The following is a 14,850-nucleotide window of genomic DNA, read 5'->3' on the forward strand; positions in this document are numbered from 1 at the left end:
AGAAACTCTCCCGGCGGGCTACGCCTGCACATATTCGGTTGCGATCGCGGGATGCTGCGTCACCAACCCGCCTCCCGGCTCGGCCAGTGCGCGCAAGCGGTGAATGCCTAACACACCGGCGTAAATCAGCTCGTCGAGACGGGCCTGCCGTAATTGGTCGCCCCACAGCACCGGCGTCAATCCCTTCCACCGCTCTTGAAGGAAGTGCAAAATCGCTTCGTTGGCGTGGGTATGGCTGAGGCCATCGGCGCAGCGCCGCTCGTAGAGCAGGTTAGCCGTGCGGTAAATACACCACCCGCCTTGGCATGGCCCCATCCCCATGCGCACATCGCGCCGGATATCATCAAGGTTATGCGCGCCGGCATCGATCGCCGCTACGATCCGCTCGCGAGTCACCAGCTCGCATTCGCAAATCAGATCACCGGCAGCGTGCTCGCTCTCAACCAAGGCCAGCGGCTTGCCCAGCCAGTAGTGCGGCGTTTGGGCTGCCGGATCGGGCGACACCGTTACCATCGCGTGGGCGCGGTGCTCGAAGCGCGGCACCGGCAAGACCTCGTTTGCCGTGCGGCATGGTTGGGTATTCCCCAAGCGGCGGGCCAGCTCGTTGACCGTCTGTTCGGCCATCAGGCGGTAGGTTGTCCACTTGCCGCCGACAATCGACAGGATGCCGCTCACGCCATCACGCTCTTCGTGATCGAGCAACTTGAACGTGCGGGGAATATCGCGGTCGCTAGCGACATCTTTATCTTTGTAGAGCGGGCGCACGCCGGCCCATGCGCGCAGGGCGCGATACTGGAGGAAACCGGGGATCAGCTTCTCGCCTTCATCGAGCATAAACTGGATCTCTTCCGGCTCGATCCCAAACACATCAGGATCGGGGACATGCACATCAGTGGTGCCGATCACGGCCACCGTATGGATGGGCACGATAATGTCGCCATCGGAGGGTAGCTTACAGCGATTGACCACCGTGTTCACCATCCGGTGGTTCATCGCCACCATGGTACCCTTACCGGGCACGACCGTCACCGTTACACCGGCCAGCGCAGCGATCTTGCCGGCCCATGCGCCGGCAGCGTTGAGCACATAGGCGCAATCGATCCGGATCCGCTCGCCGCTGCGCAGATCTTCGACAATCGCCCCCACGACCCGGTTGCCTACCCGCACCAGATCGACCACATTGTGATAGGTACGGATCTCGGCGCCATACTCGCGGGCGGCCAGCGCGACTGAATGGGTGGCGAGAAACGAATCGGCGGAAGCATCGGGCACCTCAAACACGCGCGAAATGCGCGGATTGAGGGCCGGTTCGCGACGGAGCATCTCGGCGACGCTGATCTCTTGCACTGGCACGCCGGTACGGTGGCAATTGGCCACAAACACATCGCCATAGCTTCCATCATCCCACGGCGTAATCACGAAAAAGCCAGATGTCTGCTCGATGCAGTGGGGCATAATCCGGCGCAGGATGGCATTTTCGTGAGCGCATTCGGTGGCCGATTGCGGGTCTTTGGTCACATATCTCCCGCCGGAATGGAGCAGGCCGTGGTAGCGACCGGTAGTGCCGTGGGTCACATCACCCTTCTCGACAAGGATGCAGCGAATGCCGCGCATCGCCAAATCGAGGGCACAGCCGGTACCAGTCGCGCCACCGCCAATCACCAACACGTCGGTGGAGAGCGTTTGCATGCTGATCTCCTAACAGGCAACAAGACCGGCAGGATTGCTCCCGCCGGTCTTGCCGCATTGAACAGACATTGCCGCACAGGACGGGCGGTACATAACCGATGACGGTATCATAACACCATCGCGCGGGTTACGCACCGCTATGCATCCACCAAGCTGCTTGGCGGCGTTGCGTGCATCAATGAAGCGTGCTCCCCGAAATTACTCCACCCAATCGAAGGTGCGGGTCACTGCCTTCTTCCAATCGCGATAGAGGCGGGCGCGAGTCTCCTCGTCCATCTGCGGCGTCCACGTATGATCGACGCCCCAGTTGGCCCGCATCTCATCGGTGTTCGACCAGAAGCCGACGGCGAGGCCGGCGGCATACGCTGCACCAAGCGACGTTGTTTCGGCCACCTTGGGCCGGATCACCGGTACACCGAGGATGTCAGCTTGGAACTGCATCAAGGTGTTATTGTAGACCATACCGCCATCGACCTTGAGCGCAGTCAGCTTCACCCCCGAATCCTGCTCCATCGCATCGAGCACTTCGCGAGTTTGATAGGCGGTAGCTTCGAGCACGGCCCGGGCAAGGTGACCCTTGGTGACGTACCGGGTCAAGCCTACAATCACGCCACGGGCATCCGAGCGCCAGTACGGCGCGAACAGGCCAGAGAAGGCGGGCACGAAATAGATGCCGCCGTTATCTTCAACTAGATTAGCCAGCGCCTCGACCTCAGCCGACGAGGTGATCAAGCCAAGGTTATCGCGCAACCACTGCACGAGCGCGCCGGTAATCGCGATCGAACCTTCGAGTGCGTAAATGGCGGGCTGATGGCCGAACTGGTAGCAGACGGTCGTCAGCAAACCACTCTTTGACGGCACAATCTTGGTGCCGGTATTGAGCAGCATAAACGAACCGGTGCCGTAGGTGTTCTTCGCCTCGCCGGGATCGAAGCAGGTCTGGCCGACCATCGCCGCCTGCTGATCGCCGAGGATGCCGGCCACCGGCACGCCGGCTAGATCGCCGGTCGCCGTGCCGTAGACCGTACTCGACGGCATAATCTTAGGCAGCATCTGGCGCGGAATGCCCATAATGCCAAGGATCTCGTCATCCCAATCGAGGGTTTCGAGATTCATCAACATCGTGCGCGAGGCATTGGTCACATCAGTGACGTGAACGCCGCCATCGGGGCCGCCGGTAAGCCACCACGTCAAGAAGGTATCAATATTGCCGAAGATGACATCGCCAGCCTCCGCCGCCTCGCGCGCGCCGGGCACATTATCGAGGATCCAGCGGATCTTAGGGCCAGAGAAATAGGTCGCTAACGGCAAGCCGACCTTAGCGCGGAAGCGATCTTGGCCGCCATCAGTCGCTAATTCGTTGCAAATCTGGTCGGTGCGGGTGTCTTGCCAGACGATCGCGTTATAGACCGGGCGGCCCGTCTTGCGATTCCAGACCACCGTCGTTTCGCGCTGGTTGGTGATGCCAACCGCGACAATATCGCCGGCGCTGAGCCCACCCTTATTGAGCGCGCCGCGGATCACGCTCTGGGTGCGCTCCCAAATCTCATCGGGGCTATGTTCAACCCAGCCGGGGCGGGGATAAATCTGCTCGTGCTCTTTCTGGTCGTAGCAGACCACATTGCCACTGTGGTCAAAAATCATACAGCGGGTGCTGGTCGTTCCCTGATCAATTGCAGCGGCATACTTTGCCATGAGCACAGACTCCTTTGTCTCCAAGCATACCAAACGGTATGCGAACTTATCCTTGAGCGGCGCGTTCGAGGGTAGCTAGCATCGCCTGTGCCATCAGGAACGCCGATGCCGCCCCCGGATCGCGGTGACCAATCGAGCGTTCACCAAGATACGATGCGCGGCCTTTCGTCGCTAACATCGGTTCGGTTGCGATCATTCCCTGTTCGCAAGCGGCAACTGCGGCGCGCATAGCTGCTAGCAGATCACCGCTTGCTGCATACTGTTCTTTCAGCGCATCGATCGCTGGCGCGATCGCATCGATCATCGTCTTTTCGCCGCGGGTTGCCTTGCCGCGCGTCTGAATGCCTTCGAGAGCGGCGCTGAGCGCAGCGATCAGCTCTTCGGCGCCGATCGTGGCCCGCTCGCCGATCGCAGTGCCGGCGCGGAGAAAGGCGGTGCCATAGAGGGGCCCGCTGGCGCCGCCAACAGTCGAGATCAGCGTCATGCCGGTCAGTTTCAATAAGCCACTGATACTGCGGTCGGTCGCCGTGGGCAGTTTACTCATCACCGTGCTAAAGCCGCGGTCGAGATTCACCCCGTGGTCGGCATCGCCAATCGCCGCATCGAGTCGTGTCAAATACTCACGCTGCTCTTTAACTCGTTCGGCAACCAGTTGGAGAAAGCTTGTGACATGATCGGCGGTGATCTGCATGGTTCCTCTGCGTCAGTCTAGCGGCGGGGCATCACGCCCCGCCGTGATCTTCCACCTGCTTACATACCCCAGCGCAAGGCAGGTGTATGTACGGGCGCATCCCAAAGCTTGATCATCTCGTCATCAAGGCGGAGCAACGTGAAGCTGACGCCGGCCATCTCAAGCGAGGTGATGTAGTTGCCCACCAACGACCGAGCGATGGTGATACTGCGATCCTTGAGGATGCGCGCTAATTCATTGTACATCAAGTAGAGCTCGATCAGTGGTGTGCCGCCCATGCCGTTGACGAAGGCGAGGACAGCATCGCCACTCTTGAACGGCAGGTCTTCGAGGATCGGTCCGGCCAGCATCTCGGCGATGTCGCAGGCCGGAGCCAGCTTCTCGCGGCGGCGGCCCGGCTCGCCGTGGATGCCGATACCGACCTCCATCTCGTCTTCGGCCAGCTCGAAACCCGGCTTGCCGGCCTGAGGCACCGTACATGGCGTCAGGGCCATGCCCATGCTGCGCCCGTGGGCATTCACCCGCTCGGCAATTGCCTTGCAGGTCGCCAGATCAGCGCCAGCCTCGGCAGCGGCACCGACAATCTTCTCGAGCAGCACCGTCACGCCGACCCCGCGGCGGCCTGCCGTCCATGTGCTATTCTCCACCGCCACATCGTCATTCGTCACCACACTGGCCACCTCAATCCCCTCGGCGGCGGCCAGTTCGGCAGCCATCTCGAAGTTCATCACGTCGCCGGTATAGTTCTTGACGATATGCAGCACACCTTTGCCGGCATTGACCGCCTTGGTCGCGGCCAGCATCTGATCGGGCACCGGCGAGGTAAAGACCGCGCCGGGGCAGGCGGCATCGAGCATGCCGTAGCCGACAAACCCGCCATGCATCGGTTCGTGACCCGAACCGCCGCCCGAGATCACTCCGACCTTGTTGTGCGGCGCGCCCTTACGGACGATATAATCGGGATCGAAATGCACATCAATCAGGTCAGCGTGAGCGATCGCCATCCCGGCCAGCGCCTCTTTAACGACGTTCTCCGGTGCGTTGATCAACTTCTTCACAGGCTTCCTCCCTTGAAGCGATGACTGCTAACCGTTACATGCCAAGCGCATTCGCCAGCAGGGCCGCGATTGAGCCGCCGATGATCGGGCCGACCACCGGCACCCACGAGTAGCCCCAATTGCTGTCGCCCTTGCCGGCGATTGGCAACACGAAGTGGGCAATACGCGGGCCAAGGTCACGTGCGGGGTTAATGGCATACCCAGTCGGGCCGCCAAGCGATAGACCAATACCCCAAACCAAGGCCGCCACCAAGTACGGACCAAGCCCGCTGGCCGGGCTGCCGCCGGTGGCGCCCTTGGCGCTGAAGATGGCGAAGATAATGAAGATCAGCGCGAAGGTGCCGATCACTTCGGTAATGATATTGTTCACTGGATTATTGATCGCTGGGCCGGTGCTAAAACAGGCCAGCTTGAGGCCGGGGTCCTTGGTGACTTCCCAATGCGAGAGGTAGGTCAGCCAAACGAGGGTTGCGCCGATGAAAGCACCAATGAACTGGGCGACAATATGCATCACTGCGGTGCCAACATCATAGCCGCCGCGCAGCGTCACCGCAATCGTCACCGCCGGATTAAGGTCAGCGCCGGGGCTACCAAGCGCCGCGGCGGTAAAAACGCCAGTCATCACCGCGAAGGCCCAGCCGGTGGTAATCACGATCCAGCCGCCGCCATTCCCCTTCGATTGCGTCAGCAATACGTTGGCTACAACGCCATTGCCAAACAGAATCAGCACCATTGTGCCAAACAGTTCGCCCAGAAAGGACGCAGGCATAGAGGGTCTCCTCCTTGAAACACAAACGGAACCAGTTCTTGCGAATCAACCTTGATCCAGCGTTCAACCAGAGAACGTGATGCGCGCCAATCCTGATTTACGGTTATCGAAGTATAACCGCTTGCACGCGCAACGTGGCGTGCCGGCGCATCTGAACTGGGCGTGCGCGCTATCTGCGCTGCCGGCAGTATGCGGCGACCCGCCCTGCGCACCTCCTTTCTCACTGCTCTCTATGAGTGACACGATGCATTGCACCGTGCAATGCACAAACGTTCCCTGCCAAGCGCTGTCGCGCGCTAGCCATCATGTTCCGACTGCGGACGGGATTCCATTACCCTCTTCGTTTCGTTATTGGTGCGTTATCCCTGTAGTTCGTATCGTAGCAAAGCAGTTGAAGGAACGTCAAGCTGTGAAGGGGCTGTGCAGCATGCAAAAGTGTTTCAATATTGAAACGTCGTTATGGGGTGAGATCATCGCGTGACAGGTGGTAGCGAGTCATCTTCCGCCAGAGGGTGGCCCGGCTAATTCCCAGCAAGGCTGCTGCCCGGCCCAAGCGCCCGTCGGCGGTGCGGATGGCGCGGACAATTGCGTCGCGCTCGCTCAACGCTTGCGCTTCCGCTAGTTGCGGGCTATCCGCCATCGTCAACGGTGTCGCATGGCGTGCAATCGCCGGCGGCAAATCATTGGCGGTCAAGACGCTCTTGGCACTCGTTTGCGCCATCCGTTCCAACACTACTTCCAATTCGCGCACGTTGCCCGGCCACGGGTACGCACGCAACGCAGCGAGTGCATCGGGATCGAGCGCCACCGGACGGCCCAGTTGTTCGCTGAGCCGTTGCACCATGTGGTTGGCGAGCAGAATGACATCATCGCCACGTTGGCGAAGGGGTGGAATGTCAACGATAAATGCGCTCAACCGGGCATACAGATCGGCACGGAAACGACCCTCTTGCATCAATTGTTCGAGATCGTGGCCAGCAACGATCATTCTGACATCGATTGGAAGCGGGCGTGAGCCACCTGATCGGATCACCCGCCCCATTTCGATGGCGCGCAGCAAGCTGGTTTGCTGATCAAACGAGAGCGCATCAATCGCTTCAAGATAGATAACGCCGCCATAAGCCAGTTCGAGTTTGCCGGGACGGCCCGGTTGCCGGTCGCTTCCCTCAACCCCGAACAGTTCGCTATCAAGCAATTGGCGCGGAATGGCGGCGCATGAAACTCGCACGAAGGGGCCGCCAGCGCGGTTGCTGGCGTTGTGGATCGCTTGGGCAAAGATCTCTTTGCCAACACCGGCTTCGCCGCGCAACAGCACTGCGCCGCGCCCGGCGGCGGCGATCCGCGCCTGTCGCAGCGCTTGCCGCATATTCTCACTCTGGCCGATAATATCGCGAAACGTGAACGTGGCTTGCGCACCAACCACTTGTTGCACCAGTTGGCGCACACTTTCGGTTGGCCGTAAGGTAATGACGCTGCCCAAATACCGCCGGCTGCGATCCCAAACCGGACGCACGCCGCAGATGACCGCCTGGGCGCCATTCGGCGTCTGCCAAATCACTTCTTGTTCGTCGAGCGTGCTGAGGTTATGAAGCGCCGCTGCAATGACCGGCGGCGGCGCAATGACGCTGCTCAGCGGGCGACCAGCGGCTGAACGCACATTGATGTCGAGAATATTCGCCACTCGCCGGCTCAGCCGGCGGATCTCACCATTCGGCCCTACGAAGATCAAGCCTTCATTGATCGTATCAAGGGTGGCATACAGTTCGCTCAGCTGGTCGTTGGCCTCGTTAAGCAGCCGTTCGGCGCGGAGTTGGCTGTGCAACGCCTGCGCTGCGGCAATCACCATCCCAAGCGCGTAGGCATGGTGTGCTTTGGCGAGCGTCAGAATAGCGAGCGCACCTAATGCCTTGCCATCGGGGCTAAAGATCGGGGCTGCCGCCAGTGCAAATGGCTGCAACCAATTGCAATAATGCTCGTCGCCGCCGGTCTGGCAAGGCAGAGCTTCGCGCAGCGCCAAATCGACCGCGTTTGTGCCGGCGACCTCTTCCGCCAGACTAATGCCATATCCGATGCCATGCTGCTGCGCTTGATCGATAATCTCACTATCGCCGGCAAGGTCGATGATCGTACACTGCTCATCGCAAATCACGACCACGAAACCGGGGTGATCGCTAAGCTGATAGAGATCCTCGATCGATGAACGAGCCAGCGTTTGCAAATGGCTCCACACTGTCAGATTAACCGGCCCCGTTTGCGGCGGACTTGCCGGATCAAGGCCATACGCTTGGCAGCGCGCCCATGATCGCTGAATTGGCGGGAGTGAGGATGTTGGCATCGCGTACCTCGCAGATCGCCCGGCTATTGCTATTATACGTGAAGAGCCCTTTTGGCGGGCAGGATGCCTGAGCGAGTTGCTCCCGTGCTGTGGGAGATTGCTTCGCCGCTTGCGCGGCTCGCAATGACATGGGGGAGCGGGAAGGATGCCTGAGCGAGGTGCTGCCGTGCTCGTGGGGGATGGCGTCGCCGTGCGGGGCACGGCTCGCCAGGACATGGGCCATTTGTTATTGCGCGGGGGCGTGATCGGTTGTCATTGCGAGGGAGTGGCGCCAGCCAGCCGCGCTGGGTGGCGCCTGACCGAAGCAATCTCCCTCTTCAGCGAAATAAGTACCTGCGCGAGTTGCTCTAGCACTCGCGGGAGATTGCTTCGCCGCGCGGAGCGCGGCGCGAACTGACAGGCGGAGAGCGGGGTATGTGGCTTCCACCCCAGACCTCTCCCGCTGTGGGAGGGAGTCAAAGGGCAGGAGGCCTGAGCGGGTTGCTTCTCCTATTGGTGGAGTGCAGCAGCCAAGCTGCCGCACTCTATGAGGCAGCTAGTATGGTGCGCTTGTGCGTTACACAAACGCCGCAATCCCCGTGATCTCGCGCCCGACCACCAACGTGTTGATCTCGTTGGTGCCCTCATAGGTATAGACGGCTTCGATGTCAGCGAAGTGGCGGGCAATGTGCCGGTCGAGCAAAATACCGTTGCCGCCGAGCACTTCGCGGCCCAACGCCACAATCTGGCGTGCTTTGCCGGCGCAGTACTGCTTGGCCAGCGAAGCCATGCCCTCAGAGATCTGGTTTTCGTCTTCGTCGCGCAGCTTGCTCAACCGCCATGCCATCAACTGGATCGCTGTTAAATCGCCGAGCATCTGCACCAGCTTCTGCTGCACCAACTGAAAACCGGCAATCGGGCGGCCAAACTGTTCGCGCTGCAAGGTGTAGTCGAGGGCGAGTTCGTAAGCGGCTTGCGCGTGCCCAACCGCTTCCCATGCCACGCCGTAGCGGGTGTTTTTGAGGATATTGGCCGTATCGCGGAACGAGCGGGCCAGCGGCAAGCGGTTCGATTCGGGCACAAAGACGTTATCCAGCTTGATGTCAGCATTCATCACCGAACGTTTGGCGATCTTGCCCTCGATCTTGGTCGCCTGATAACCCGGCGTACCCTTTTCGACCAGAAAGCCGCCAATCCGCCCCGTCTCTTCATCTTTCGCCCAAACCACAATCACATCGGCAAAGGTGGCGTTGCCGATCCAGCGCTTTTCGCCGTTGAGCAGATAACCGCCATCGACCCGCTTGGCGGTGGTGCGAATGTGCGCGGCATCAGAGCCGACGTGCGGTTCGGTAAGCGCGAACGCGCCAATCTTTTCCAGCCGAGCCATCGCCGGTAGCCAACGTTGCTTCTGCTCTTCCGAACCGCAGGCGGCGATCGCTCCCATCGCCAAGCCGCTGGTGACACCGACAAACGTACCCACGCTGCCGTCGCCGCGGGCTAGCTCGGCGGCGATCAGGCCAACTTCGACGCTGGTGAATCCCGGACAACCGTACCCCTGAATGGTGCCGCCAACGATGCCAAGCTCGGCGATGCGAGGGATCAGTTCAAACGGGAATTCGGCTCGCTCCCAGTAGTCGTTGATGATCGGTAAGACGTGCTCGTTACAAAATGCGCGCACTTTATCGCGAAGCGCGCGCTCGCGCGGGGTGAGCAGATCGTCGAAATGGAAGATATCAATCCCGCGCTCGCTTGCGATCGTCATTGGTCGCCTCCTGATACACACTCAACAATAGTATGACGCACTGCGTAATGGATTATACCACATCTTAGCGTGAGAGGGTTACAATAGCCGCAACAAGGCGCACAAGGTACCGGCTTATTGCTTCGCCGCTTGCGCGGCGCGCACGAACACGGGCCATTTGTCATTGCGCGGGGGCGTAGCCCCCGAAGCAATCTCCCGCTGTGGCGGAATGCGTGCCTGAGAGGGTGGCTCCCGTACTCGCGGGGGATGGCGTCGCCGCTCCGCGGCTCGCAAGGACATGAGAACAACTCACCACGGTAAATGATTGTTAGCCAGCAAACTTTCTTGGCACATCCTATCAAATACATTCATTAGCCGGCAAATGTTACAATTCAAATTCACCCTCTAGCCCGCCCTCGCAATGCGGTGCAATCCAGACCTTATATCGGCCCGGTTCGGTTCCCCAACTACCATCGGCGCGAGTGAAGGCTAAGTCCGCTTCGCACAAAGTGAATGTGACCCGCTGCGCTGCGCCGGGTGGCAAGGTGATGCGCTGGAAGCCTTTCAGTTCGCGCACCGGGCGGGTGAGCGATCCCACCAGATCGCGCACGTAGAGTTGAACCACTTCGGTACCGGCCCGTTCGCCGGTGTTGGTGATCTGAGCGCTCACCTCCAGCGCGCCGCGCATACGCGAGCTGCTGAGGCGCAGATCGCTGTAGCTGAAGCGGGTGTAGGTGAGGCCGTAGCCGAAGGGGAATAGCGGCGCGGTCGGGGTATCGACGTAGCGGGTGCGGAAGGGGCCATCGCCAATCAAGGGCCGCCCTGTCGGTTTGCGGTTGTAGTAGAGCGGCGCTTGGCCGGTCGTGAGGGGCACGCTCACTGGTAGCCGGCCCGCCGGCGCGGCTAAGCCAAACAGAAGCTCGGCCACTGCCGCTGCACCCTCAATCCCCGGATGCCATGCGTAAATCACCGCTTGCACCTGTGCCACGGCGCGGGTGATCGCCAGTGGCCTGCCGGCGAAGACGACCAGCACGATCGGTTTGCCGATTGCAGCTATGGCCGTGATCCATTCGAGTTGTCCCGGCGGCAGCCCAAGGTCGCTGACGTTGGCGTTTTCGCCGGAACGGGCGGGATGTTCGCCTACCAGCAAGACCACGGCATCGGCATAGTGAGCACGGGACAGGGCTAAATCAGGCGCAGTGGCGAACCACAGCTCGACCCCCGCCGGCGCGATCTCTTGAAATGCCCGATCGAGCGGCGTGACATCTTCAGCCCGCCCGTCCATCGTCCATGTGCCGAACAATTCAGCGGTGGCGTGGGCAAATGGCCCAGCGACGAGGATGCGGCGGAAGTCGCGCAGCGGCAGAAGGTTGTGTTCGTTCTTGAGCAGCACCATCGTTTCGCAGGCCGCTTGGCGGGCAAACGCGCGCGCATCGTGGGTGAGGATGTCGCGTTGGGCGCGCTCAGGATCGGTAAAGGGCCGCTCGAAGATGCCGGCGCGGAATTTGATGCGCAAGATGCGCCGCACCGCTTCGTCGATTTCGGCGCGCGTGACTCGGCCTCGGTGCAAGTTTTCGGCCAGCGTGGTCTGATACACACCGCTTACCATATCCATATCAACCCCGGCGCGCAAGGCGAGCGTCGCTGCATGCGCCTGATCTTCGGCCACACCGTGCTGCACTAGTTCCCCGACCGACTCCCAATCCGAGACGACGAAACCGTCGAAACCCCATTCGCCGCGTAGGACATCGGTCAAGAGCCGGCGGTTGGCGGTGGCTGGGATGCCGTTGAGGTCGAGGAAGGCGCTCATGACGGTGCCGACGCCGGCAGCGACGGCAGCCCGGAACGGCGGCAGGTAGACATCGCGCAAGGTTGGTTCAGAGATTTCCGCCTGTTCGTAATCACGTCCGCCTTCGGCAGCGCCGTAGCCGACATAATGTTTGACGCAGGCAACTAACCGGTCGGGCTGGCTGACATCATCGCCTTGAAAGCCGCGCACCGCTGCCTCGGCCATACGTGAGGTCAGATAGGGGTCTTCGCCATAACCCTCGGCGATGCGACCCCAGCGCGCATCGCGGGCAATATCCAGCATGGGCGCAAACGTCCAACGAATACCGACTGCGCTGGCTTCGCGGGCGGCAATACGGTTAATGGTTTCGATCAGGGTGGGGTTGAAGCTAGCTGCTTGCGCGAGCGGAATCGGAAAGACGGTACGTTGGCCGTGAATGATGTCGCGCCCAAAGAGCAACGGAATGCCCAAACGTGATTCGAGGGCGGCTTTTTGCAGCGCGTTACACTGCTCGGCGCTACTCAGATGATCGAAACCTTGCCCGCTGAGCGCGCCGAAGGCGTTGATGATCGAACCGGCTTGGCCTTGCCGTAACAGGTCGAGTCCCGGCAAGCCATGGATCATCGGTTGGTTAAGCTGGCCGATCTTCTCTTCGAGAGTCATTTGCCCCAAGAGGTGGTTGATGCGATCTTCGATGTGGTTCATGGGTTAGTTCCTAATCAATCATCTGCGATGTGTACCGTCACCGCTACAGCTACAGCAGAATGGCGCCGTTGGTGAATTGCGTAGTTTGAGTAATACCATTCTTTTCCACACAAACGTATCCGGTTAGTTGGGCAAAGGTTAATGCGATGGTGGCTGCCTCCTCGGTGACTGATCTGACTTCGGCGGTGGCGTAACGAATGGTGTGATCGGGACGTATGCGCCAATTGAGCGGTAAGATCGCTCCGCTGCGGGCCGGCAAATGAATCGGGTGACCATCGAAGAGTGGCGTACCGCGATACCTGATCTCGGTTGCCAGCGGGTCGTCGCCGTAGTGGTTGATGAAGAGGAAGTCGCCGTTCGGGCCGCGACTGAGCCGCACATCGGCCCAGTGGCTGAGGGTGAATGGCGCTGGACCGCCGGCCCAATCCGCCAGCGTGGTGAAGGCGCGCAGATCATCGAGGGCGATGATCGGGAAGGCTGCGCCGAGCACGATGATTTCACCGTTGCCAATCGGTTTGCGGAATCCTATCGGCAGGCCATCAGCCGTCGCAAAGACCGTGCCGAGTTCGCCGTGGTAGGTCTGCACGAAACTGGCCGGAATATCAGCAATGTCAAAGACCTGCACCCGGCGCGGGGTGAAGGGCGGGTCGCTCGTGATCTGCACCGCTAACGCCTGCGCCAGCTCACCCTCTGCGCGCAAGCGGCCAACGATCACCACCTTCCCGCCGGCGCGAGCATAGTCCACTAGCTTGCGCTCGGTGGCCGGATCGCCGGTGGTGTCGAGCATGGCCCACACGAGCGGCGTGCGGCCCGGATCGAGCGTGACCTGTTGCAGGTCAACCGCGATGAAGTCGCGATGGCTCAGCGCCAACCCGCGCGCGATGAAATCGAACAGGATAACCTCGCGCTGATGGGCGATGATGTTGGTTGCTGCTTGGGTGCAAGGCAGATTGACTTCGGTCATGAAGTCATCGAGGCGGAAGCCGATAGCTGTTACCGTTTCTGGTCGTGCCAAGGTGAGTGCCTTGCCGTAGCTAGCCAAGGTGCGCGACAGCAACGGGTAGCGATGGTAGTGGCTGCGCAATGTGCCATCTTTGCGCACAGGATGGCCCCAGTCGTGCCGTTTGACCGGACTAAGGATCGGGTCGTTTTCGCCATCGAAAAAGAGGTAGTGGTTGATGGCACGCATGCCGTTTGCGAGGCACAGACGGGTATAGAGATCGTAGAAGGCGCTCGACATATTGCTAAAGTCGAGGTTGCCGCCAGCCTGAAATTCAATCGAAAAGAGTGGCTGGGCCGGGTTTTGGATAGCAGCGGTCATGGCGTTGACCAGCACCAGTTGGTGAAAGGTGCCCTCGCCGATCTGGCCCGGATAGACATCGGTGGCACTGATCACGTCGGGCATGCGTAACACATCGGCCAATTGCGATAAGCCGATTGGGAAGGTCTTGCCGCCGTTGGCAAAGCCGTGAATATTGATCACCGCCGGCACCTCAAGGCCGTGCGCGCGGGCCGTCGCCAGCATCCAGCTTGTGTAGTCGCGCAAATAGGTACGATAGAAACGGCGATAATCGGCCACTCGTTGCGCGCCTTCTGCGCCATCGGCGTAACGCAAGCGTTCGGCTAGCGTCGCCGCGCTGGTTTGGTCAGCGCTGTACATTGCCTCTCGCCACGCAGCGAAATGCTCCATTGCCACCGGGTTGAGGTCGAAACTGTTGCGCACCCAGTGCAGCATGGCCATTTCATTATCGAGCTGCACCAGCACGATCGGGCCGCCGCGGGTGATCTGGCGCGGCGCCAGCACGGCAAAGACAGCGCGGTACCATTCGGCGGCACAGTTCAGAAAATCAGGGTGCAAATAGCTGGCAATGTTTTCGGTTTCGCCGCGCTGGTTAATCAGTGCGATCTGCGGGTGGCGTTCAAATACCCACGGCGGGATACCTTCGTTGATCGTTTCGGCCATAATGTACGGGCCGGGCCGAGCGATCACATAGAGACCCATGCGTTGGGTCAGATCGAGGAATCCAGCAAGGTCGCGCATAGGATGGCTTGTGCCGTCCAGATCGACCAGCTCCGGTTGCGGTTGGTGCCAGAGCCACGGGATGTAGCAGGCAACTGCGTTAAATCCGGCTTGCACAATCAGGCTGAGCCGGTGTTCCCATTGATCGGCGGGGGTGCGGAAGTAGTGGAATTCACCCGCTTGCAGTAAAAGTGGACGTTCATCGAGCCAGAATTGTTGGTTGTGAACGGTTAGTTTTGGCATGATGGCAGTATCCTCGGTGCCGATTTCACGAAGCGTTGCGGATGCGGGCGCGCCGCCCGCGCTCTGTCTACTGTCTACTGTTTGGGGCGCGGGCCGCTGGCCCGCACGAGTTCTCTTGTGTTGGTGCGGGCACTCC

Annotated in this window: 9 protein-coding genes; all 9 read right to left on the reverse strand. The window is 60.5% G+C overall.

Annotated elements, in window-relative coordinates; all coding sequences use genetic code 11:
- Window positions 1–18: 18 nt before the first annotated feature.
- The 9 genes from glpA to U9R61_RS04470 all read right to left on the reverse strand — a co-directional run bounded on the left by glpA (window position 19) and on the right by U9R61_RS04470 (window position 14,714).
- A complete protein-coding gene (gene glpA / locus U9R61_RS04430; RefSeq protein WP_322487613.1) occupies window positions 19–1,689 on the reverse strand; it encodes an anaerobic glycerol-3-phosphate dehydrogenase subunit GlpA in 1,671 nt (556 codons plus the stop codon).
- Window positions 1,690–1,887: 198 nt separating this feature from the next.
- Window positions 1,888–3,384, reverse strand: coding sequence for a glycerol kinase GlpK (gene glpK / locus U9R61_RS04435; RefSeq protein WP_322487614.1), 1,497 nt, complete (start codon window positions 3,382–3,384; stop codon window positions 1,888–1,890).
- Window positions 3,385–3,430: 46 nt separating this feature from the next.
- On the reverse strand, window positions 3,431–4,075 hold the full coding sequence (gene dhaL / locus U9R61_RS04440; RefSeq protein WP_322487615.1) for a dihydroxyacetone kinase subunit DhaL: 645 nt from the start codon (window positions 4,073–4,075) through the stop codon (window positions 3,431–3,433).
- Window positions 4,076–4,134: 59 nt separating this feature from the next.
- Complete coding sequence (gene dhaK, locus U9R61_RS04445) at window positions 4,135–5,133, reverse strand: dihydroxyacetone kinase subunit DhaK (protein ID WP_322487616.1); 999 nt, start codon at window positions 5,131–5,133, stop codon at window positions 4,135–4,137.
- A gap of 34 nt (window positions 5,134–5,167) precedes the next feature.
- Window positions 5,168–5,902 (reverse strand): MIP/aquaporin family protein, encoded by a 735-nt coding sequence (locus U9R61_RS04450; protein ID WP_322487617.1) that lies wholly within the window; start codon window positions 5,900–5,902, stop codon window positions 5,168–5,170.
- Between the two features lie 457 nt (window positions 5,903–6,359).
- A complete protein-coding gene (locus tag U9R61_RS04455; protein WP_322487618.1) occupies window positions 6,360–8,237 on the reverse strand; it encodes a sigma-54-dependent Fis family transcriptional regulator in 1,878 nt (625 codons plus the stop codon).
- Between the two features lie 556 nt (window positions 8,238–8,793).
- Window positions 8,794–9,978, reverse strand: coding sequence for an acyl-CoA dehydrogenase family protein (locus U9R61_RS04460; RefSeq protein ID WP_322487619.1), 1,185 nt, complete (start codon window positions 9,976–9,978; stop codon window positions 8,794–8,796).
- Window positions 9,979–10,342: 364 nt separating this feature from the next.
- On the reverse strand, window positions 10,343–12,451 hold the full coding sequence (locus U9R61_RS04465; protein WP_322487620.1) for a glycoside hydrolase family 3 N-terminal domain-containing protein: 2,109 nt from the start codon (window positions 12,449–12,451) through the stop codon (window positions 10,343–10,345).
- 49 nt (window positions 12,452–12,500) lie between these two features.
- On the reverse strand, window positions 12,501–14,714 hold the full coding sequence (locus U9R61_RS04470; protein WP_322487621.1) for a beta-galactosidase: 2,214 nt from the start codon (window positions 14,712–14,714) through the stop codon (window positions 12,501–12,503).
- Between the last annotated feature and the right edge of the window lie 136 nt (window positions 14,715–14,850).

Origin of the sequence: Chloroflexus sp., assembly GCF_034431535.1 — a bacterium.
Taxonomy (GTDB): domain Bacteria; phylum Chloroflexota; class Chloroflexia; order Chloroflexales; family Chloroflexaceae; genus Chloroflexus.